We start from the raw sequence: 20,173 nt of genomic DNA, 5'->3' as shown, positions 1-20,173 counted from the left end.
GGCGGGGACCGACTGGGTCGACGGGATGACGACGATGCTCGCCAACCGCGACCCCGCCGATCTGGAGGGCGTCGCGGTCCATGTCTATGCCTGCAACCGCGACATGGACCGCGTCTTCGTTGATGCGGATGGCGAGCTGGTCTTCCTGCCGCAGGCGGGACGGCTGACCATCCTGACCGAACTCGGCCGGATCGACATCGCACCCGGCCAGATCGCGCTGGTGCCGCGCGGCGTGCGGTTCCGCATCGAACTGCCCGACGGCGACGCGGCGGGCTATGTCGCGGAAAATCACGGCAGCCTGTTCCGCCTGCCCGACCTCGGCCCCATCGGCGCGAACGGCCTGGGCAACCCACGCGATTTCGAGACGCCGGTCGCCTGGTTCGAGGACCGCGACGAACCCACCCAGGTCGTGCAGAAGTTCCTCGGCTCGCTCTGGACGATGACGCTCGACCACAGCCCGCTCGACGTGGTGGCGTGGCACGGCAATCTCGGACCCTGGCGCTACGACCTGTCGCGCTTCAACACGATCAACACGGTCAGCTTCGACCATCCCGATCCGTCGATCTTCACCCTGCTGACCTCGCCCAGCGACGTGCCCGGTCGCGCCAATGCCGACCTGGTCCTGTTCCCGCCGCGCTGGATGGTGGCGGAGGACACGTTCCGCCCGCCCTGGTTCCACCGCAACGTCATGTCGGAGGCGATGGGCCTCATCACCGGGGCCTATGACGCCAAGGCGGAGGGCTTCCGCCCCGGTGGCCTGTCGCTGCACAATCTGATGGCGGGCCATGGCCCCGACCTGGCGAGTTGGCAGGGGGCGAGCGCCGCCGATCTGAAGCCGCACCGGATCGAGGGGACCATGGCCTTCATGGTCGAAAGCTGCTGGCCCTATCGCCCCACCGCCCATGCGCTTACCCATGCGCAACTCGATTATGACGCGGTGTGGAAGGACTTTCCCAAGGCCCGGCTGCCGTGAGCCTGACGCTGCACGGTTACTGGCGGTCGAGCGCGGCGTATCGCGTCCGCCTGGCACTGGCGTTGAAGGGCCTGTCATATACCGGCATCGCGCATGACCTGCGCATCGGGGCCCAACGGGAGGCGTCCTATCGCGCGCTTCAGCCGCAGGGGCTGGTGCCGGTCCTTGAAGGTCCCGATGGCGCGTTGATCCAGAGCCCGGCGATCCTCGAATGGCTGGAGGAACGCTATCCCGACCCGCCCCTGCTGCCGAGCGACAGCGCGGGACGCGCCATGGTCCGGGCGATGGCGGCGATCATCGCCTGCGACATCCATCCGATCAACAATCTGCGCGTCCTGACGATGCTGCGGCAGGAGATGGGCGCAGATGAGGAGGCCGTGCGCCGCTGGATCGCGCATTGGGTCGGCGAAGGCTTTCAGGCGCTGGAACTGCTGATCGCGCGGCATGGGGCGGGCTATGCCTATGGCGACACGCCGACGCTCGCCGACTGTCATTTGTTGCCCCAGGTCTATAATGCCGAGCGGTTCGGGGTGGACCTGACCCCCTACCCCCTTCTGACAGCCGCCGCCGCACGGCTGCGCCAGCGCGTGCCCGAGGCCGCGCCCGAGGTGCAGGGCGACGCGGCATGAGTGACGAACGCCTGTCCGCGACGCCGCCGGGGATCGCGCTCGGCCCACTCGACACCATCGCCGACGGGGCCGCTCGCAACTTCGTGCTTCAGATGCGGGCGGGCCGGTTTCATGGCTTCGTCGTGCGGCAAGGGGATGCGGTGCACGGCTATGTCGACCGATGCCCGCATATGGGGCTGCCGCTGGCGCAGGAACTGGATGCCTATCTGACCCCGGACGGACGGCGGATCGCCTGCTCCTGGCACGGCGCGCTCTTCGCGGTCGAAGACGGCGCCTGCCTGGGCGGACCATGTATGGGACAGCGGCTGACGCCATGGCCGGTCACGGTCCGCGACGGGGCGATCGTCACGGCGTGACGGCTGTCACCTCGGCATGGGCGATCGCCTGCAGCCGCGTGACCAGCCGGGGCTCGAGCCCCAGGTCGCGCGCCGCCCGCTCCTGCTCGCCCAGCCGCCGGACGTCGAAGCCGGTGACCTTTTCGAAGATCACCAGCGCCTCCAGATAATAACCCGCAGCGCTGGCATGATACTGGTCCCAGGTCCACAGATCGACCTGGCCGAAGGCGATGCCGTCATAGGGGTTGGGATCGGCGACCCGCTCCGCCCAGGCGCGGTTCCACGCCTGCCCGACCGGGATGGTGCCCGAAATCTCGGGAAAGCGCCGCACCGCCCCGGCATTGGCGACCGCCAGATCCTCGGCCATCGCGGTGACCGCCCGCCCCCGCCACGGGCTGGGCACGCGATAGGTCAGGTCGGCACGGCTCCAGGTCGAGACCAGCTCGACGCGGACCCGGGGGTTGGCCCGCCGCATCATCGCCGCGATCGACCCCGCCGCCTCGGCATGGCGGGTCGGATCGCCGGGGCGTTGCGCGTCGAGCGTGCTATAGCCCTGAAGGATCACCACGTCCCAACGCGCATCGATCTCGCGCCGCTTCTGCTCATAGTGAAAAGCCAGGTCGCGCCCGCCCGCCGTCTCCAGACTGACGGTCCAGTCCTGCCCGGCCTGCTCGGCGAAGGTCTTGAACAGCGCGGGGACGCCGCCGATCCCCTCGCGGTTCAGGTCGCGGACCAGATCGGGGCGATAGCGCATCACCGGCGAATTCGCGCCGAAGGTGAAGCTGTTGCCGACGAACAGGATCGATTCGGCTGCGGCGGGCCCCGCCATCGTCATCGCCGCTATCGCCGCTATCCAGCCCTGCGTCCGTCGCATCATATCCATCCCCATTCGATCCCGTCTTTGCGTCATGTGGCCGAAGCCGACCGGCGCACGCAACCCGCGACTTGATGGCCTAGGCGATATACCCTATACCCCTATCCGTTATGGCCCATGTCACCACCAGCAAGGAAAAGATCGTCGCGCGCGTCCGGCGCATCGCGGGACAAGTCGCCGCGATCGAGCGATCGGTCGTCGCGGATGCCGATTGCGCCGAGACGCTTCACCTTGTCGCGGCGGTTCGCGGCGCGGTGGCGGGGCTGATGGACGAACTGGTCGAGGATCATCTCCATGCCCATGTCGCCGCACCGGGGCAAAGCGATGCGGAGCGCAACGCCGCCGCCGCCGAACTCGCCAAGCTGCTTCGCCGCCATTTCCGCTGAGCCCGATGACCCCGTACCGTATCGCAAAGGACGATGTCGTGACCACCCACAGCCATGATTATCTGGGCCATGCCCATGACGAAAATGCGCGCCGCACCCGGCTGGTCGTCTGGCTGTCGGCGGGGATGATGGTGGGGGAGATCGTCGCGGGATACTGGACCGGATCGATGGCGCTGCTGGCCGACGGCGTCCACATGGCGACCCATGTCGGCGCGCTGGGGATCGCGGCGCTCGCCTATTCCTATGCCAAGCGGCATGTCGCCAATCCCCGCTATAGCTGGGGCACCGGCAAGGTCGGCGAACTGGCGGGGTTTGGATCGGCGATGGTGCTGGGGCTGGTGTCGCTGGGCATCGCCTATGAATCGATCATGCGGCTGAGCGATCCGCATCCCGTCGCGTTCGGCGATGCGATTCTCGTCGCGGTGCTGGGCCTGCTTATCAACCTGATCAGCGCCTGGATGCTGGGCGGCGGGCACGGGCATAGCCATGGCCACGATCATGGCCACTCGCACGGTCATCATCATCACCACGGGCACGACCATGCGCATGACCGGCATGGCGGCGACACCAATATGCGTGCGGCCTATATCCACGTACTGGCCGATGCGCTGACCTCGGTCATGGCGATATTGGCGCTGGTGGCGGGACGGTATCTGGGCTGGCTATGGCTGGACCCGGCGGTGGGCCTGCTGGGCGCGGTCGTCATCGCCAACTGGTCGGTCGGGCTGATGCGGCAGGCGTCCGCCGTTCTCCTCGACGCCGCCGACCCCGTGCTGGCGAGCGAGGTCCGCAACCGGGTCGAGGGGCCGGGCGACCTGCGTATCCACGACTTCCATATCTGGCGGATCGGGCCGACCGCGCATGCGGTGGTCCTGGCGGTCGAAGGGCTGGACTCCACGCCCAGCAGCGCCAGCATCCACCGGCGGCTGGACGGGATGAGCGCGCTTGGCCATGTCACCATCGAAGTCCGCTAACCCTTCGTTCAGCACGGGACGCTAGGATGGCGTCGATGCGACCCTTGCAACTTCTCGCGGGCGCCATCCTCCTGGGTGCGGTGGGCGGTGGCGTGATGTTGTCGCGCCACGCCGCTCGGACGGATGCCGAGCCGAGTGCTCCGGTCGCCACCCGGGCCAGCCCCATGCCGGCGCCCCCCGCTCCGTCGCCGACGCCCAGCCCGACGCCCGCTCCCTTCGTCGTCCGCCACATCCTGCCGATCGACAAGCCGCTGCATCACGGCGAATTCGTCTGGGACGAAAGCGGCGCACCGCAGGGGCCGGTCGTCATCACCGTCGATCTGGAGGCGCAGGTCGTCTCGATCTTCCGCGACGGCCATGAAATCGGCGCGGCGGCGATGATCTTCGGCGCCGACAATATGCCGACCCCGCTCGGCGTGTTCCCGATCCTTCAGAAGGACGCGGACCATGTCTCCAACCTCTACGACGCGCCGATGCCCTATATGCTGCGGCTGACCAATGACGGGGTGGCCATCCACGCCAGCGACGTTCGCTATGGCAATGCGACCCATGGCTGTATCGGCGTACCGCTCGGCTTCGCGCGCAAACTGTTCGCCGCGACCAAGCTGGGCGACCGCGTCATCGTGACCAACGGCAAGCGGTTGGAAATGGGCCAGAGCATCCTGGGTTGAACCGAAGCCGGATCACCGGGTCTGTGAATGGCAGGAACAGCCGCTTGCCCTACCGAGAGCGGGCGAAGCTCCAACACCTGACGGGCAAGGCGCGGCGGCGTCCATGATTGCACGGGCGCCTCGCCGGTCAGCGTACCCTTCCGCCGTTTTGCGCACCCATTCGGGCCCCTCGCCACTGCGCGATCCGCCTCAAACATATCCCGCCCGCAAATAACACTAATGCGATGCATTCGCATTTTTTGTTTGCTCGTCGCTATCGACCTTCTTATTGCGAATGATAGTTGATAGCTAATAAGGGGTTGAACATGCTTTTGACGCTCGCCGCGCTGGCAGCGCTTTGGGAGCCTGCGGAGGACGGTAAGGACACAGGCGAGCAACGCGATGTCGTCGTCACCGCCACGCGTGTGCCGATCCAGGTGAAGGACGCGCCGGTCACCGTCTCGGTCAAGGACGCGGACGAGATCGCCGACGAACTGGCGACCGACATCAAGGAGCTGGTCCGCTTCGAACCCGGCATCAGCGTGCGGCGCGCGCCCACCCGCTTCGGCGCGGCGATGGGCACGACCGGGCGCGCGGGCAATGAGGGCTTCGTGGTGCGCGGTATCGGCGGCAATCGGGTGCTGATCCAGGTCGACGGCGTCCGCGTGCCCTATGGCTTCAGCTTCGGTGCACAGGATGTCGGGCGCGGCGACTATGTCGACTTGGGGCTCGTCAAGTCGGTCGAGTTCCTACGCGGCCCCGCCTCGGCGCTGTATGGCAGCGACGGGCTGGCGGGCGCGGTGAGCTTCACGACCAGTGACCCGGCCGACATTCTGGGGGGCAAGTCGTTCGGCGGATCGCTGCGCACCCAGTATAATTCGGCCGATGACGAATATACCCAATCCGCCGTGGTTGCGGGGCAATCGGGCGCGGTGTCCGCGATGCTGGCCTATACCCGCCGCGATTTTTTCGAGCTGAAGAACAAGGGCGATGTCGAGGGCACCGGCGTCACCCGCACCGCGCCCAATCCGCAGGACGGCCAGTCCAACGCGCTGATGGGCAAGCTGGTCTGGAACGTGGCACCCGGCCATCGCCTGCGTGCGACGGGCGAGTATCTGGACAATCGGGTCGAGACCGATGTGCTGACCGGCATCAACACCAGCGTTGCTGGATTGCAGGCGCGCGACACGGGCCGGCGCTGGCGCGGTGCGCTCGACTGGACCTATGACGGTACCGGCCTGGTCCAGTTCGCGCGGGCGGCGGTCTATGTCCAGGATGCCGAGAACCGCCAGTTCAGCGCCGAGGATCGCCGCACCCTGGCCGATCGTACCCGGCTCAACACGCTGGAGAACCGGGTCTATGGCGGATCGGGCGAGGTGCGGCTGGGCTTTGCGACGGGCGGGATCAGTCACCGGCTGGTGACGGGCGCCGATACCAGCGTCCTGCGCCAGCGGGGCCTGCGCGACGGCACGGTGCCGCCTGCGGGCGAGACCTTTCCGACCCGTGCTTTCCCCAGCACCGACTTCACCCTGGCGGGCGCCTTTGTCGGCGACGAGATCGGCATCGGCCCGCTGACCCTGCACCCGGCGCTGCGTTATGACTGGTATCGCCTGTCGCCCGACAAGGACCCGCTGCTGCCCCAATTCACCGGCGCGGGCCAGTCCGCCGACCGGGTCAGCCCGCGCATCGGCGCAGTGCTGGCGCTCGCCCCCACGGTGCGGCTGTTCGCCAGCTATGCCCGTGGCTTCCGCGCGCCGGAGCCGGGGCAGATCAACCAGTTCTTCTCCAACCTCGCCTTCGGCTATACCTCGGCCCCCAACCCGAATTTGCGGCCCGAAACCAGCGAGGCGATCGAGGCGGGCCTCAGGCTGAACAGCGAGGCGGTCGACGTATCGGCCAGCGTTTTCCGCGCCGACTACCGCGACTTCATCAGTCAGGAGGTGGTCAGCGGTGCCTTCACTCCCGCGAACCCGGCCGTGTACCAGTTCATCAATCTGGACCGCGCCAAGGTGAAGGGGGCCGAGGCACGACTGGATGCGCGCGCAGGCAACGGCCTGACCGGACAGCTCGCCATCTCCTATACCGAGGGGGACCAGATCGCGCCCGATGGCACGCGCAGGCCGCTGTCGACGGTCGATCCGCTGAAGCTGGTCATGGGTGTGGGCTGGCGCGAGCCGGGCCAGGGCCGGTTCGGCGGGCAGATCGTCATGACGCACAGCGCGCGCAAGGCCCTGTCCGACACGACCGGTGTGTGCAGCACCGAATGCTTCCGGCCCGCCGCCTTCACCATCCTGGACGCGACCGTCTTCGCCCGGCTGAACGATGCGCTGACCCTACGCGCGGGCGTCTTCAACCTGACCAACGCCACCTATGCCTGGTGGTCGGACGTGCGCGGCCTGTCGGTACCGCGTCCACTGCCGACCGGCGCGGCCGATGTGCCCCCGGTGGCCTTCACCCAGCCGGGGCGCAACGCCAGCGCCTCGCTCACCTTCCGCTTTTGAAAAGGACATAGCCGATGAAGAACCGTTCGATGCTGATCGTCGCGGCGCTCGCGCTGCTGCCCGTGCCCGCATTCGCCGATGGCCCGGTGAAGCAGACCGCCACCGAGGCCCAGGCCGCCAAGGTCGCCGACCGTGCCGAGATCCTGGCCATGGCGGGCAACTACAAGGTGCGTTTCGACATGCAGGAAACGACGCCCTGGGCGGCGGGCTATACGCCGCTCGACCGCAAGATTTCCGGCGGGAACGAGGTGGTGCGCGTGATCGAGGACACGCCCGACCACATCGCCCTGCAACACCTGCTGGTCATCGAGCATGAGGGCAAGACGCACGTCATCAAGCATTGGCGCCAGGACTGGGATTACCAGCCGTCGCGGGTGCTGGTCTATGCGGGCCAGGGGAAATGGGTGTGGGAGGCGGTGCCCGAGCGGATGCGCGCCGGGCGCTGGTCGCAGACCGTCTATCAGGTCGACGACAGCCCGCGCTATGCCGGTTGGGGCCAGTTCGAGACGCAGGCCGGTGTCCGCCGCTGGCGCTCCAACTGGACCTGGCGCCCGCTGGCCCGCCGCGATGCCGTGCGCCATCCGGTCTATGACCGCTACTATTCGATCAACCGCCACCAGCCGACGCCGGCCGGCTGGATTCATTGGCAGGACAATACCAAGATGGCGCTGAAGGACGGCAAACTGGTGCCTATCGTCCAGGAATCGGTGCTCAACACCTACCAGCGGTTCGACGGCTATAATGTGAAGGCCGCCGACGATTATTGGGCCAAGACCAAGGACTATTGGGCCGCCGTGCGAGCCGCCTGGACCCGCGTCGCCGACACCAAGGGCGGCATCGCGATCCCGGAAGAAGCCGAGACCGGCACCATGATCAGCGGTCGCCTGCTGGCCATCGCCGACGACATCCAGTCGGGCAAGACGAGCCTTGCCGCAGGAACCGCCGAGGCGACTGCCTTGATCGACGGGCGCACCACCAAAATCGGGTGATGGGCACAGCTGCTTTCGCCCGGTAACCCGTTCCCGCTCAAATGCGGCGTGGCATCACGATTGTGCGGATCGTGATGCCACGACTCTACGGGAAGCGCATCCCAGCGGGAACCCGGTCCGCAAACGCTCTTACTGCAACAGCGGGGCGAACAACCCCGGTGTGCCGTGAAGCGGGACCGGAAAGCCGTTCCTGTAGGAATGTACGGATGCTATGGAGCGGGTGAAGGGAATCGAACCCTCGTCGTAAGCTTGGGAAGCTTCTGCTCTACCATTGAGCTACACCCGCGGGGCATTCGGATGGGCATGTCCTCGTCCGATCGCGTGCACGCTCACTATTCAAACCGGCGGAGCGTTGCAAGGGCAAAGCGGTGGGTCAGACGCGGTGATAGTCGCGGTACCATTGGACGAACCGCCCCAGCCCCTCTTCCAGCGCCACCTTCGGCCGATAACCGGTCAGGGCATGGAGCCGCGAGACATCGGCATAGGTCGCGGTCACGTCGCCGGGCTGCATCGGCTTCATGATCTTGATCGCCTCGCAACCGAGTGCGGCCTCCAGCGTGACGATCATGCTCATCAGACCGACCGGGTGGCTGCCGCCGATGTTCAGGATGCGGTGCTCGCCGCCGTCGTGCGGGCGGTCGAGCACGCCGACGATGCCATCGACGATATCGTCGATATAGGTGAAGTCTCGCGCCATGCGGCCCTCGCCGAAAATCTCGATCGGCTCACCGGCCAGGATGCGCCGGGTGAACGAAAAATAGGCCATGTCGGGCCGCCCCCATGGCCCATAGGCGGTGAAGAAGCGCAAACCCGTCTGCGCGAAGCCGTAGAGGGTGGCATAGGACTGGCTCATCAGCTCGCCGGCCCGCTTGGTGGCGGCATAGAGCGAGACGGGCGCGATGGCGGGCTCGTCCTCGCGAAAGCCCTGCCCGCCCATCGGCTTGTCGCCATAGATGGAGCTGGAAGAAGCATAGACCAGATGCGCGAACCCCGGCTGGTGGCGACAGGCCTCCAACACCGCGAGATGCCCAGCCAGGTTGGAGCGTTCATAGGCGAAGGGATGGTCGATACTGTGCCGAACGCCCGCCTGCGCCGCGAGATGGACGACGCGGGTGATCCCATGCTGCCGCATCAGCGCGGCGATGGCATCCGGCTCGGCAATGTCCAGACGATGGAAGGTGAACCCGTCCATGCCCTCGAAACTGGTGAGCCGTGCCTGTTTGAGCGCGGGGTCGTAATAGTCGTTCACGATGTCGACGCCGATCACCCGCTCCCCACGGGCGAGCAGGCGATGGGCGGTGGCATGGCCGACGAATCCGGCCGCGCCGGTCACCAATATGGGGGCGGTCATGACGGTCAGCGTCCGACCATCATGTCGCGAAACACCGACGATCCCGTCACTCCGCCATCACCTCGCATCGGAAACCACTTCATAACGGCCTTTCGTGGCGCTGTCCTTTCACCGGCAGCGCCCGCTTTCTTCTGGCGGAACAAGACTAACGAAAGGATACCAGCATCATATGCCGTCGTAGACGACCGCATGTCCGGCCTTTTCCAGGGCGTCGATCAACGCCCGAATACAGTCGTCGGCCAAAGCCGGATCGGCGCTGCGCACGACGAAATTCGCGCCCGTCCGTCCTTCGCGGAAAAAGGGATAGCTGCCGATCGCGACGCCCTCATGCGCCTTTTCGGCGGTGCGCAGCAGGTCGGCGACCTCGCTCTCGCCGACCCAGCATCCGATCGTGCGGGACACGACGGGCCGCCCGCCCTCCAGCGTGCCGGTCAGCGCGTCGAGCATCCCCGCCGTGATATGCGGCACGCCCGCCATGATGAAGACATTGCCCGCGCGAATGCCGGGCGCGCCCGAGACGCGGTTGGGGATCAGCGAAGCCCCCTCCGGCGTCCGCGCCATACGGGCCCGCGCCGCCGTGACGCCGCCGCGTTCGGCATAATAATGGTCGAGGATCGCCCGCGCCTCGGCATGTTCGATCACCGCGACGCCCAGCGCCTCGGCAATCGCATCGACGGTGATGTCGTCATGCGTCGGCCCGATCCCGCCGGTGGTGAACAGATAGTCGTTGCGCGCCCGCAGGGTGTTCACCGCCTCGACGATCGCCTCCGTCCGGTCGGCGACGACGCGCACCTCGACCAGTCGGATTCCCTGGACGTTCAGCCAAGTGGCGAGCTGCGCGACGTTCTTGTCCTGCGTTCGCCCGGAGAGGATCTCATCACCGATGACGACCAGCGCGGCGGTCCAGATACGCTCTTGGTTGGGCACGGATTCCATGGTGCCGGACATAGCCTCGCAAAATCCGACGCGCCACGCTATATCGCCGTCATGACCGATTATGTGACCGTTTCCGCCGACGCGCCCCAGGGGCGGACCGGCGCGATCAAGCTGTGGGGCCGCGAGGCATTCGATGGCATGCACAAGGCGGGCCGTCTGGCCGCCGAGACGCTGGACATGCTGGTGCCGCATATGGTGCCCGGCGTCACCACCGCCGAGATCAACCGGCTGGTCCATGACTTCATCGTCGAGCGTGGTGGGGTCCCTGCGACTTTGGGCTATCGCGGCTATGCCCATTCGACCTGCGTTTCGATCAACCATGTCGTCTGCCACGGCATTCCATCGGATAAGACACTGAAGTCCGGCGATATCGTCAATGTCGACGTGACCCCGATCGTCGATGGCTGGCATGGCGACACCAGCCGCATGTACCTGATCGGCGACGTGCCGCTAAAGGCGCGCAAGCTGGTCGAGGTGACCTATGAATGCCTGATGCTGGGCATCGAGCAGGCCAAGCCCGGCAACCATATGGGTGACGTCGCCCATGCCATTCAGCAGCATGCGGAGAAGCATCGCTACGGCGTGGTCCGCGATTTCTGCGGCCATGGCCTGGGCCTGCTCTTCCACGACGCTCCCGAGGTCGTCCATGTCGGCCGCCCCGGCACCGGGCCCGAACTGAAGCCCGGCATGATCTTCACCATCGAACCGATGATCAATATCGGCCGCCCGGACGTGAAGCTGCTCGACGATGGCTGGACGGCGGTGACGCGCGACCGGTCGCTGTCGGCGCAGTTCGAGCATTCGATCGGCATCACCGAAGAGGGCTGCGAGATCTTCACGCTCAGCCCGGCAGGCTATACCCAGCCGCCTTATATCTGAGGCCATGATGCTGGGCGCGATCCGGGTGGCGGCGCGCGACCGCGCCCGACTGGCCGAGGTGATCGCGACCGCATCGCGCTATGGCCTCGACGTGCTGCTGGCGCGGCTGGGGCTCGATCCGGCGCGGCGCGATCCCGACGCCCTGCCATTCGACCTCCCCGCCCGGACGCGCCAGGCGATGGAGGCGCTGGGGCCGGTCTGGGTGAAGCTGGGCCAGATCCTGGCGACGCGTGCCGATCTGCTCCCGCCCGAATGGATTGCCGAACTGGAGCGGCTGCACAGCGCCGCCCCGCGCCTGCCCTTCGGCCAGCTTCGCGGCCAGGTGGAGGCGGCCCTGGGCGAATCGCCCGAGACCGCCTTCGCCCGCTTCGACGCCGAACCGCTTGCCGCCGCCTCGATCGCGCAGGTCCACCGCGCCGCGCTGGCCGATGGCACCGAAGTCGTCCTGAAGATCCGCCGCCCCGGCATCCGCACGATCATGGAGGCAGACCTCCGCCTGTTGACCCAACTGGCGTCGATGGTCGAGGCGACCAATGCCGAGGCACGGCGATATGGTGCGGTGCGGATGATCCGCGAGCTGGGCCGCGACATCCTCGAAGAACTCGACTTCACCAATGAGGGGCGTAACGCCGACCGGCTGCGCGACGACTTCGCGGGCGATTCCCGCGTCGTGGTGCCGGCCATCCATTGGAGCCATAGCTCCGAAACGCTGCTGGTGATGGACTTCATCGCGGGCGTGCCGCCCCGCAGCGCGGCCGACCTCTGCGAGGCGGGGATCGATCCCGCCGCCATCGCCCAGGCGGGGGCGGACATCGTGCTCGACATGACGCTGATCAACGGGCGCTTCCATGGCGATCCGCATCCGGGCAATCTGCTCTGCCTGCCCGGCAACCGCATTGCGATGCTCGACCTGGGGCTGATCGGTCATGTCAGCCCGCGTCGCCGTGAGGAGGTGATCGCCTTCACCCAGTCGATCGCCAACAGCGACCCCGCCCTGTTGGCCGAGACGCTGAAGAACTGGTCGCAAACCGATGATATCGCGCCCGAACGCTTCCAGGCCGTCGCCGACCGGCTGGTCGCCCGCCATGGCGGCGGTGCGCTGCGACTGACGGCGATCCTGGGCGATATCTTCCCCGTGCTGCGCGAGGAACGCATCGTCCTACAGCCCGACATGCTGCTGCTGTTCAAGGCGCTGATCACCATCGACGGGGTGTTGAGCGGCATCCAGCCCGACTTCGACCTGTCCGCCGCCCTGCGCCGGGCCAGCGCCCGGATCGTCGAGGCGCGGCTGTCGCCCGAACGCTGGACCCGGCGGGCCGCCGCGCTGGCGCTGGAACTGGACCGGCTGGGCGACGACCTGCCCCGCCTGATCCGCGCGACGACCCGCAAGCTCGAAAGCGACCATCTCGCCGTCTCCACCGCCGGAATCGAGGCTGCGATCCGCATCGGTGCGGGCTGGATCGCGGGCGCTCTGGCCTTTACCGGCCTGGCGATCGCGGCGGCGATGCACTTCGGATAGCATCTTCGCGCATAGCGATAGTGACGAACCCGCGACACCACGTTAAAGGCGCGGGCCATGACCGAGATCACGCCCCAGATCGTCGCCGACCACGGCCTGTCCGAAGAAGAATATCAGCGCGTCCTGACCGCGCTGGGCCGCGAGCCCAATCTCGTGGAACTCGGCATCTTCTCGGTGATGTGGTCGGAGCATTGCAGCTACAAGTCGAGCCGCATCCACCTGAAGAAGCTGCCGACCGAAGGGCCCCAGGTCATTTGCGGCCCCGGCGAAAATGCGGGCGTCATCGATATCGGCGACGGCCAGGCGGCGATCTTCAAGATGGAGAGCCACAACCACCCCTCGTACATCGAGCCCTATCAGGGCGCGGCGACGGGCGTCGGCGGCATCCTGCGCGACGTGTTCACCATGGGCGCGCGGCCGGTCGCCAATCTGAACGCGCTACGCTTCGGCCGTCCCGATCACCCCAAGATGCGCCACCTGATCTCGGGCGTGGTCCACGGCATCGGCGGCTATGGCAATTGCGTCGGCGTGCCGACCGTGGGCGGCGAGGTGAATTTCCACCCGGCCTATGACGGCAACATCCTGGTCAACGCGATGACCGTCGGCGTCGCGGATCAGGACAAGATCTTCTATTCGGCCGCTAGCGGCGTCGGCAATCCGATCGTCTATGTCGGCTCCAAGACCGGCCGCGACGGCATTCACGGCGCGACCATGGCCTCGGCCGATTTCGGCGAGGATGCGGATGCCAAGCGTCCGACCGTGCAAGTCGGCGACCCCTTCACCGAGAAGCTGCTGATCGAGGCGTGCCTCGAACTCATGGCCTCGGACGCGATCGTCGCGATCCAGGACATGGGCGCGGCGGGCCTGACCTCCTCGTCGGTCGAGATGGCGTCCAAGGGCGGCGTCGGCATCGAGCTGATCATGGACGACGTGCCCCAGCGCGAAGAGGGCATGACGGCGTACGAGATGATGCTGTCGGAGAGCCAGGAGCGGATGCTCATGGTTCTGAAGCCCGGTCGCGAGGATTTTGCCGAGGCGATCTTCCGCAAGTGGGAACTGGACTTTGCGATCATCGGCCATGTGACCGAGACCGGTCGCATGGTCCTGCGCCACAAGGGCGAGGTGGTGTGCGACATCCCGCTTGGCCCCCTGGCCGACGACGCGCCGCTCTATGACCGTCCGCATGTACCGACCGAGGTTCCCCCTGCGATCACCTCGCCGGGCTGCCAGGACCCGGCGGCGGACCTGCTCAAGCTCATGGCCTCGCCCGACATCGCCTCGCGTCGGTGGATCTGGGAGCAGTATGACCATATGGTCGGCGGCGACACGGTGCAGCGCCCCGGCGGCGATGCCGCCGTGGTCCGCGTCCACGGCACGCAAAAGGGGCTCGCGATGAGCACCGACTGCACCCCGCGCTATTGCTATGCCGATCCGGTGACCGGCGGGATGCAGGCGGTGGTCGAGACGTGGCGCAACATCACGGCGGTGGGCGCCAAGCCGCTCGCCATCACCAACTGCCTGAACTTCGCCAATCCGCAGCGCCCCGAGATCATGGGCCAGATCGTCGGATGCCTGGAGGGCATGAGCCAGGCGTGCCGCGCGCTCGACTATCCGATCGTGTCGGGCAATGTCTCGCTCTACAACGAATCGAAGGCGACCGGCGGCGGCTCGGCGATCTTGCCGACCCCGGCGATCGGCGGCGTCGGCCTGATGGCGGACTGGTCCAAGTCGGCGACCATCGCCTTCAAGGGCACCGGCGACGTCATCGTCCTGATCGGCACGCCGAAGAGCGAGATCGGCCAGTCGCTGTGGCTGCGCGAAGTGCATGGGATCGAAGGCCGTGACGCGGGCCCGCCGCCCTCGATCGACCTGGATGCCGAGCGTCGCACCGGCGACCTGGTCCGCGAGGCGATCACCGCCGGGCATCTGACCGCCGTGCACGACGTCTCGGACGGCGGCATCGCGGTGACGGTCGCTGAAATGGCGTTGGCTGGGAATATCGGCGCACTGATCCAATTCCCCGAAACGGGCGAGGCCTGCCGCCAGCTCTTCGCCGAGGATCAGGGCCTGTATGTCGCCACCGTGGAGGACACCGCGCTGATCGACTTCCTGGCAAACGCGCATCAGGCGGGCGTCGAGGTCGAGCGGATCGGTCGCACGGCGGGCAGCCGCCTGATCTTCGAGCGCGAGGATGGCGATTTCGTCGTCTCGCTCGACGATCTGCGCCGCGCGCATGAGGGCTTCTTCCCCACGCTGATGGGCGCCGACGCCGCGCTCGCCTAACGCCGATCGACATTCGAGCGGAAGGGTCGCTATTCCTCCCCTGCGAGGGGAGGGGGACCATGCGCAGCATGGTGGAGGGGTGTCCCCGCTATCGAGCGGGCGACACCCCTCCGTCAGGCCTAACGGCCTGCCACCTCCCCTTCCAGGGGAGGAATAGGGAATGTCGGTAGGCCCTAAGTCTCTACCAGAGCCTCGGCCGCATGCCGGGGCTCCGCGCAGAAGCGGAGGATCGCATAGCCGGTCCCCGCCGCCAGGATCGAGGCGATCAGCACGCCGAGCGATGCCGCCTCGCGCATCTCGCCATCGCCAAAGGCCAACCCTGCGATGAACAGCGAAATGGTGAAGCCGATCCCCGCCAGCGCGCCCACCCCCATGACCATCGACCAACTCACCTGATCGGGCCGCCGCGCCAGCCCCAGCGCACTCGCCGCCCAGGTAAAACCCAGAAAACCCATCGGCTTGCCCACTACCAGGCCCAGTACGACCCCCATCACCAGCGGGCTACCGATCATCGTCAGCAAATCCGATGAGAAGTGGATGCGGACATTGGACAGCGCGAACAGCGGCAGGACGACATAATTGACCCAGGGCGTCAGTATCTCGATCAGGCGGCTGCTCGCGACCCGGGTCGCCGATGCCATTTCCTGAAGATAGCCCAGCCGCTCCTCGGCGCGCTCGCGCAACTGCTGTTCCTCCTCACCGTCGCCCGCCTGCTCCGCCGCGCCGTGCGCGCTCTGGAATTCGTCGACCCGGTGCTGCACCCGCTGCGCGAAGTCGCGCTGTTCCAGGCGCGGGGCGACCGGCACGGTCAGGCCGATCATGACGCCCGCGATGGTCGCGTGGATGCCGGACTCCAGCACTCCGCCCCAGACGAACAACGCCAGCAGGACATAGGGGACCGACGACACCCAGCCGACCCGGCGCAGGCCGACGATCCCCACCAGCGCGACGCCCGCCGTGATCACCCCGCGCACGTCGATCGAATCGCTATAGGCAAAGGCGATGACCAGCAGCCCGCCGACATCGTCCACCGCCGCGAAGGCCAGCATCAGGGCACGCAGCCCCACCGGCAATCGCGTCGCGAACAGGGCGATCAGCGCCAACCCAAAGGCGGTATCGGTGGTGATCACGCTGCCCCAGCCCGGCGCGGCGGGCGTTCCCCCCGCGACGAGCAGATAGAGCCCGACCGGCACCAGCATCCCGCCGACCGCCCCGGCCAGCGGAAAGGCCGCGCTCCGCCAATGGGCAAGCGGCCCGGTCACCATCTCGCGCTTCACATCCGCACCGACGATGACGAAGAACAGCGGCAACAGCGCATGGTCGATCCATTCGGCCAGCTTGTGCGACACCTCCGCCGTACCGAAACCGATCGCCACGGGCGTGTCCCAGAACCCCTCATAGGCGCCCGCCCAAGGACTGTTGGTCAGGATAAGCGCCAGTATCGTCGCGATCAGCAGCGGCCCGCCGGTAACGTCGCTCCCGGCGAAAAACGGCTCGACCTTGTGAAGAAACGCCTGGGCGGCCGGTGAATGATGCGCGCGGGCGGTGGCGCGTCCGGTCAGGCGAGGTGATAATCCCATGGAATGGCAATGCTTCGGCGGACGGGCGGTTGCATCCTGACCCGCGACCGGTAAGTCCGCGCGATACGCAAACGGAGCATTGCTTTGGTCGACGGTCCCGCCCCTGCCCCCTCGCTTCTCGCCGTCGCGGAGAAGGGCGAACGGCTGGTGACGCTGGACGTGCTGCGGGGCGTGGCGGTGATGGCGATCCTGCTTGCCAACCTGCCGGGCTTCGCTCTGCCCGACCCGGCCTATTCCAACCCCATGGCCTGGGGCGGGACACGGCCGGTCGATCTGGGCGCGTGGTTCCTGACCGAGACGTTCGTGAACGGGCGAATGCGGGGCCTGTTCTTGCTGCTGTTCGGCGCATCGACCCTGCTGATCCTCCAGCGTGCGGATGCCGCCGGACTGAACGGTGCGTCGATCCATTTGCTGCGCATGGCGGTGCTGTTCCTGTTCGGACTCGTCCATCTGACCTTTATCTGGTCGGGCGACATCCTGACCCATTATGCGCTGGTCGGCGTGATCGCGCTCGGCTTCGTCGGACTGAGCGCGCGGGCGCTGTGCTGGACCGCGATCACCATGGCGGGGCTGTCGATGGCGATGGGCTGGCTGGAATGTTTCGGCCTGTTCGCCGCCGCCGCGCGCGACACGCCGCAATCGGTGGCGCTGTGGGACCTGTATCAACTCGCCTTCGGTACGCTTGACCCGGCCCGCCTAGCTCCGGAGATCGTGGCGATGCGCGGCTCCTGGGCCGTTTCCACGGCGTACCGGCTGGCGAATAACGGCAACCCCCTGTTCGACCTCATCCAGATCGGCCCCGATACGCTCAGCGCCATGCTGCTCGGGATGGCGGCGCTGAAGTCCGGGTTCCTGACCGGCCAATGGCCGCGACGGAGCTATCGGCGCTGGGCCGCTTTCGGCGTCACCCTGTCATGCGCGGCCTATGCGGCGATGGCGGGTGCGGTCATCGCCAGCGGTTATGACGTACGCGCGGTAGCGCTGGTGGAGTTGTTCCTCAACGTGCCGTTCCGGCTGATCGGTACGCTGGGCTATGCCGCGCTCATCCTGCTCCTGCTCAAACCCGGCAGTTGGTGGACCGTGCGAATCGCCGCCGCCGGTCGCATGGCCTTCACCAATTATCTGGCGACCAGCATCGTCATGACCCTCATCTTCTATGGCCATGGATTGGGCCAGTTCGCGCACTGGACACGGGCGAGCCTGTATCTGCTGGTGGTGCCGATGTGGGGGTTGATGCTGCTCTGGTCGAAGCCCTGGCTCGACTATTTCGGCCAGGGACCGCTGGAACGATTATGGCGTGCAGGCGTGCGAGCGGGGTTAGATCGAGCCCGATAATATTTGCAAACGCATCGCAACAGCCTTGCGATCCACTCTCATTAGCGCTAAACGAAGGGCGTAGATGATGGAGAGCGCCTTGGTCGTTTGCGTGTGCAATGCCATCCGGGAATCACAAGTCCGCGACTGTGCGCGGGCCGGATCGATGACTCCCTGCCAGATGTATCAGGCGCTCGGGCGCCAGCCGAAATGCGGACAATGCGCGGTCGTCGCGCGCGCGATCATCGAAGAGGAACGCGCCGCCGCCTAATCCAGGCGACGGCGCGGTTTTGAAGCGGATCGTCGGCGGTTCAGACCGCCAACAGCACTCCGGCGGCGATCACGCCCCACGACAACAGGCATGCGCCGCCCAGGATCATCATCCGGGTCCGCGCGCGCAGCTTATAGGGCCCCATGGCCTGTTGACTGGCCATCTCCTCGCCCGAGAAGGACAAGACGTTCGTCGGCCCCTGCGCCGCGGTGATCGCGCCCGACGGCAGCGGCTGGTCGAAGACACAGCCCAGCCCCTCGACGCCCTGCCACACCGCCGTGGCGCGGACGCGGCCGATATTGGCCAGCCCGATCTCGATCCCCGTTCCCTCCGCGATGGGCAGGTTCGTGTCGATCCGGCACCCTTCGCGCGTCAGGTCGAGCACGACCACGTCATAAGGACGCACATCGCCATCGATCCGAAGAACGCCGCGACGCTGCAACAGCGTCCGCTCTTCCGACCGGTCGTCATAGGCGAAGGTGTCGACGACGTGTGCCTGATTCATGCCCGTTAGCCTTTAAAGGAAGCTGCGTGAGGCTCTAGGAGAGCCGAGGGTGACGAAACCGGACCGCGACAAGGGCTGGAGTGTTTCCAGCCTCATGTCTCGATCCGGGACATTGGGAAAAATCGGGCGTGCCCCCACGCCCGGCGGGAAAACTCAGTAGAGACCGGCGACCGATCCGGCATAGAACAACGCCCAGCCGCCGACCGCACCGGACAGGATCAGCGCCGGAGTCATCATCCAGCGGGTGCGCGACGGCGCCACCGCGTGCTTCGCGCTGAAGCTGTCGAAAACCGCCTGCTCGCGCTCGCTATCGAACTCGTTCCACAGCCTTTCCTGCAAGCTGTGGACCGGCGAACCCGCAGCCGGGCCCTGCCATGCGTCGGCGGACGCGCCCGACTTGGTCGCGGTCGCGGCATCGCCCTTGTTCTTGTAAGCCAGGTTGTTTCGCATGTGGGTTCCCATACGGTACAGTGCACCGAAGGCCGATTTACCCCTTGCCGCTTAGATGAGACTTAATCCCGCTGGTTAACGCAAAATTAGGCATGAAATTGGTCGCCCTACAGCGCCTTGTCGAGCGATGGTCTTCTATGCCATTTGCGGATCGGAAACGGATCAAGGGGGATACCATGTCGACCTTTCAGCGGTTTACCCGCCTGCGCCCGGCGATGATCGCGCTGTTGACCGCCAGCGTCGCCCTGTCCGGCTGTGCCTCAACCAATGCGCCGCCCCTGCCCGCATCCGAGATCGGCAAGCCGCGCCAGCCCTATACTTTGGGGGTCGGCGATAAGGTACGCGTTAACGTTTATCGCGAACCCGAGTTGAGCGGCGAATTCGCCGTCGGCGGCGCGGGGTCAATCGCGATGCCGTTGATCGGCGAAGTACCGGTCAAGGGCCTGACCCGTGCTCAGGTCGAGGCGGAGCTGACCAAGCGGCTGGGCAATGGCTATGTGCGCAACCCCAGCGTGTCGGTCGAGGTCTATGACTTCCGCACCTTCGCCATCCTGGGCGAGGTTCAGCGCCCCGGCGCCTATCCGGCGCGCGAGGGTACGACCCTGACCTCGGCGGTGGCGCTGGCGGGTGGCTATACCTACCGCGCCAACGAGCATCGGGTGCTGCTGCGCCGGGCCAATGGTCCGACCTTCTACAGCGTCGATCCGGATGCCGATGTCGAGGTGCAGCCGGGGGATACGATCCGGGTGCCCGAGGTTCATTTCTGACAAGGGG

The 20,173-nt window shown here is 66.8% G+C and carries 20 protein-coding genes and 1 tRNA gene; 14 read left to right on the top strand and 7 right to left on the bottom strand.

Annotated features, from left to right (window positions below; translation table 11 throughout):
• From OXQ33_RS01205 to OXQ33_RS01195, 3 genes are all read left to right on the top strand, one after another.
• Positions 1–973: homogentisate 1,2-dioxygenase (locus tag OXQ33_RS01205; RefSeq protein WP_267432704.1), on the top strand; the 973-nt coding region annotated here is incomplete at its 5' end.
• Positions 970–1,602 carry a maleylacetoacetate isomerase gene (gene maiA / locus OXQ33_RS01200; RefSeq protein WP_267432703.1) on the top strand — a complete coding sequence of 211 codons (633 nt, stop codon included), beginning with the start codon at positions 970–972 and terminating at the stop codon, positions 1,600–1,602. The genes OXQ33_RS01205 and maiA, both read left to right, overlap by 4 nt.
• The gene (locus OXQ33_RS01195; protein ID WP_267432701.1) at positions 1,599–1,958 is read left to right on the top strand and encodes a Rieske (2Fe-2S) protein; all 360 of its coding nucleotides are present in this window, start codon (positions 1,599–1,601) and stop codon (positions 1,956–1,958) included. The genes maiA and OXQ33_RS01195 overlap by 4 nt, the downstream gene beginning before the upstream one ends.
• Here the strand turns inward: OXQ33_RS01195 and OXQ33_RS01190 are convergent.
• A complete protein-coding gene (locus tag OXQ33_RS01190; protein WP_267432699.1) occupies positions 1,948–2,814 on the bottom strand; it encodes a PEP-CTERM sorting domain-containing protein in 867 nt (288 codons plus the stop codon). The genes OXQ33_RS01195 and OXQ33_RS01190 overlap by 11 nt on opposite strands.
• 107 nt (positions 2,815–2,921) lie before the next feature.
• Between OXQ33_RS01190 and OXQ33_RS01185 the strand changes: the two genes are divergently transcribed.
• The 5 genes from OXQ33_RS01185 to OXQ33_RS01165 all read left to right on the top strand — a co-directional run bounded on the left by OXQ33_RS01185 (position 2,922) and on the right by OXQ33_RS01165 (position 8,311).
• The gene (locus OXQ33_RS01185) at positions 2,922–3,197 is read left to right on the top strand and encodes a metal/formaldehyde-sensitive transcriptional repressor (RefSeq protein ID WP_267432698.1); all 276 of its coding nucleotides are present in this window, start codon (positions 2,922–2,924) and stop codon (positions 3,195–3,197) included.
• A 38-nt stretch (positions 3,198–3,235) separates the two neighbouring features.
• On the top strand, positions 3,236–4,171 hold the full coding sequence (dmeF, locus tag OXQ33_RS01180; protein WP_267432697.1) for a CDF family Co(II)/Ni(II) efflux transporter DmeF: 936 nt from the start codon (positions 3,236–3,238) through the stop codon (positions 4,169–4,171).
• Between the two features lie 35 nt (positions 4,172–4,206).
• Positions 4,207–4,842 (top strand): L,D-transpeptidase family protein, encoded by a 636-nt coding sequence (locus OXQ33_RS01175; RefSeq protein ID WP_267432696.1) that lies wholly within the window; start codon positions 4,207–4,209, stop codon positions 4,840–4,842.
• 305 nt (positions 4,843–5,147) lie between these two features.
• On the top strand, positions 5,148–7,322 hold the full coding sequence (locus tag OXQ33_RS01170; protein WP_267432695.1) for a TonB-dependent hemoglobin/transferrin/lactoferrin family receptor: 2,175 nt from the start codon (positions 5,148–5,150) through the stop codon (positions 7,320–7,322).
• Positions 7,323–7,336: 14 nt separating this feature from the next.
• Positions 7,337–8,311, top strand: coding sequence for a DUF6607 family protein (locus tag OXQ33_RS01165; protein WP_267432694.1), 975 nt, complete (start codon positions 7,337–7,339; stop codon positions 8,309–8,311).
• 212 nt (positions 8,312–8,523) lie between these two features.
• Here the strand turns inward: OXQ33_RS01165 and OXQ33_RS01160 are convergent.
• The 3 genes from OXQ33_RS01160 to OXQ33_RS01150 form a co-directional block, all read right to left on the bottom strand.
• Positions 8,524–8,597, bottom strand: a tRNA-Gly gene (locus OXQ33_RS01160).
• A gap of 87 nt (positions 8,598–8,684) precedes the next feature.
• A complete protein-coding gene (locus OXQ33_RS01155) occupies positions 8,685–9,662 on the bottom strand; it encodes an NAD-dependent epimerase/dehydratase family protein (protein WP_267432693.1) in 978 nt (325 codons plus the stop codon).
• Positions 9,663–9,827: 165 nt separating this feature from the next.
• Positions 9,828–10,610, bottom strand: coding sequence for a molybdopterin-binding protein (locus tag OXQ33_RS01150; protein WP_267432692.1), 783 nt, complete (start codon positions 10,608–10,610; stop codon positions 9,828–9,830).
• A gap of 39 nt (positions 10,611–10,649) precedes the next feature.
• Between OXQ33_RS01150 and map the strand changes: the two genes are divergently transcribed.
• From map to purL, 3 genes are read left to right on the top strand one after another with little or no spacing between them, the layout of a single operon-like run.
• Positions 10,650–11,477 carry a type I methionyl aminopeptidase gene (map, locus tag OXQ33_RS01145; RefSeq protein ID WP_267432691.1) on the top strand — a complete coding sequence of 276 codons (828 nt, stop codon included), beginning with the start codon at positions 10,650–10,652 and terminating at the stop codon, positions 11,475–11,477.
• 7 nt (positions 11,478–11,484) lie between these two features.
• Positions 11,485–12,996, top strand: a complete 1,512-nt coding sequence (locus tag OXQ33_RS01140) for an AarF/UbiB family protein (RefSeq protein ID WP_267432727.1) — start codon at positions 11,485–11,487, stop codon at positions 12,994–12,996.
• Between the two features lie 57 nt (positions 12,997–13,053).
• Positions 13,054–15,279: a phosphoribosylformylglycinamidine synthase subunit PurL gene (purL, locus tag OXQ33_RS01135; RefSeq protein WP_267432690.1), complete on the top strand. Its 2,226-nt coding sequence runs from the start codon at positions 13,054–13,056 to the stop codon at positions 15,277–15,279.
• A gap of 173 nt (positions 15,280–15,452) precedes the next feature.
• On the opposite strand, the gene nhaA is transcribed toward purL, so the two are convergent.
• A complete protein-coding gene (nhaA, locus tag OXQ33_RS01130) occupies positions 15,453–16,859 on the bottom strand; it encodes a Na+/H+ antiporter NhaA (protein WP_267432689.1) in 1,407 nt (468 codons plus the stop codon).
• Between the two features lie 84 nt (positions 16,860–16,943).
• Here nhaA and OXQ33_RS01125 point away from each other — a divergent pair, with 84 nt between their 5' ends.
• Both OXQ33_RS01125 and OXQ33_RS01120 read left to right on the top strand, forming a co-directional pair.
• Positions 16,944–18,194 carry a DUF418 domain-containing protein gene (locus tag OXQ33_RS01125; protein WP_267432688.1) on the top strand — a complete coding sequence of 417 codons (1,251 nt, stop codon included), beginning with the start codon at positions 16,944–16,946 and terminating at the stop codon, positions 18,192–18,194.
• A 79-nt stretch (positions 18,195–18,273) separates the two neighbouring features.
• Entirely contained in the window at positions 18,274–18,444 is a 171-nt protein-coding gene (locus tag OXQ33_RS01120; protein ID WP_267432725.1) for a (2Fe-2S)-binding protein, read from the top strand.
• Between the two features lie 40 nt (positions 18,445–18,484).
• Here the strand turns inward: OXQ33_RS01120 and OXQ33_RS01115 are convergent, their stop codons facing one another.
• On the bottom strand, positions 18,485–18,949 hold the full coding sequence (locus tag OXQ33_RS01115; RefSeq protein WP_267432686.1) for a PilZ domain-containing protein: 465 nt from the start codon (positions 18,947–18,949) through the stop codon (positions 18,485–18,487).
• A 153-nt stretch (positions 18,950–19,102) separates the two neighbouring features.
• Positions 19,103–19,399, bottom strand: a complete 297-nt coding sequence (locus tag OXQ33_RS01110; RefSeq protein WP_267432684.1) for a hypothetical protein — start codon at positions 19,397–19,399, stop codon at positions 19,103–19,105.
• Between the two features lie 176 nt (positions 19,400–19,575).
• On the opposite strand from OXQ33_RS01110, the gene OXQ33_RS01105 reads away from it, so the two are divergent.
• Positions 19,576–20,166, top strand: coding sequence for a polysaccharide biosynthesis/export family protein (locus tag OXQ33_RS01105; RefSeq protein WP_267432683.1), 591 nt, complete (start codon positions 19,576–19,578; stop codon positions 20,164–20,166).
• Positions 20,167–20,173: the final 7 nt, after the last annotated feature.

This window comes from Sphingomonas sp. GM_Shp_1 (assembly GCF_026540895.1).
GTDB lineage: Bacteria > Pseudomonadota > Alphaproteobacteria > Sphingomonadales > Sphingomonadaceae > Sphingomonas.
Note: the sequence above shows the minus strand (reverse complement) of the source record. Positions and strands in the feature narration are given on the sequence as shown.

Excerpts from the sequence above, each read along its gene's own strand:
- OXQ33_RS01195 (WP_267432701.1), top strand. The coding sequence starts at position 1,599 with ATGAGTGACGAACGCCTGTCCGCGACGCCGCCGGGGATCGCGCTCGGC.
- OXQ33_RS01190 (WP_267432699.1), bottom strand. The coding sequence starts at position 2,814 with ATGATGCGACGGACGCAGGGCTGGATAGCGGCGATAGCGGCGATGACG.
- OXQ33_RS01185 (WP_267432698.1), top strand. The coding sequence starts at position 2,922 with ATGGCCCATGTCACCACCAGCAAGGAAAAGATCGTCGCGCGCGTCCGG.
- OXQ33_RS01175 (WP_267432696.1), top strand. The coding sequence starts at position 4,207 with ATGCGACCCTTGCAACTTCTCGCGGGCGCCATCCTCCTGGGTGCGGTG.
- OXQ33_RS01170 (WP_267432695.1), top strand. The coding sequence starts at position 5,148 with ATGCTTTTGACGCTCGCCGCGCTGGCAGCGCTTTGGGAGCCTGCGGAG.
- OXQ33_RS01165 (WP_267432694.1), top strand. The coding sequence starts at position 7,337 with ATGAAGAACCGTTCGATGCTGATCGTCGCGGCGCTCGCGCTGCTGCCC.
- OXQ33_RS01155 (WP_267432693.1), bottom strand. The coding sequence starts at position 9,662 with ATGACCGCCCCCATATTGGTGACCGGCGCGGCCGGATTCGTCGGCCAT.
- OXQ33_RS01150 (WP_267432692.1), bottom strand. The coding sequence starts at position 10,610 with ATGTCCGGCACCATGGAATCCGTGCCCAACCAAGAGCGTATCTGGACC.
- map (WP_267432691.1), top strand. The coding sequence starts at position 10,650 with ATGACCGATTATGTGACCGTTTCCGCCGACGCGCCCCAGGGGCGGACC.
- OXQ33_RS01140 (WP_267432727.1), top strand. The coding sequence starts at position 11,485 with ATGCTGGGCGCGATCCGGGTGGCGGCGCGCGACCGCGCCCGACTGGCC.
- purL (WP_267432690.1), top strand. The coding sequence starts at position 13,054 with ATGACCGAGATCACGCCCCAGATCGTCGCCGACCACGGCCTGTCCGAA.
- nhaA (WP_267432689.1), bottom strand. The coding sequence starts at position 16,859 with ATGGGATTATCACCTCGCCTGACCGGACGCGCCACCGCCCGCGCGCAT.
- OXQ33_RS01115 (WP_267432686.1), bottom strand. The coding sequence starts at position 18,949 with ATGAATCAGGCACACGTCGTCGACACCTTCGCCTATGACGACCGGTCG.
- OXQ33_RS01110 (WP_267432684.1), bottom strand. The coding sequence starts at position 19,399 with ATGCGAAACAACCTGGCTTACAAGAACAAGGGCGATGCCGCGACCGCG.
- OXQ33_RS01105 (WP_267432683.1), top strand. The coding sequence starts at position 19,576 with ATGTCGACCTTTCAGCGGTTTACCCGCCTGCGCCCGGCGATGATCGCG.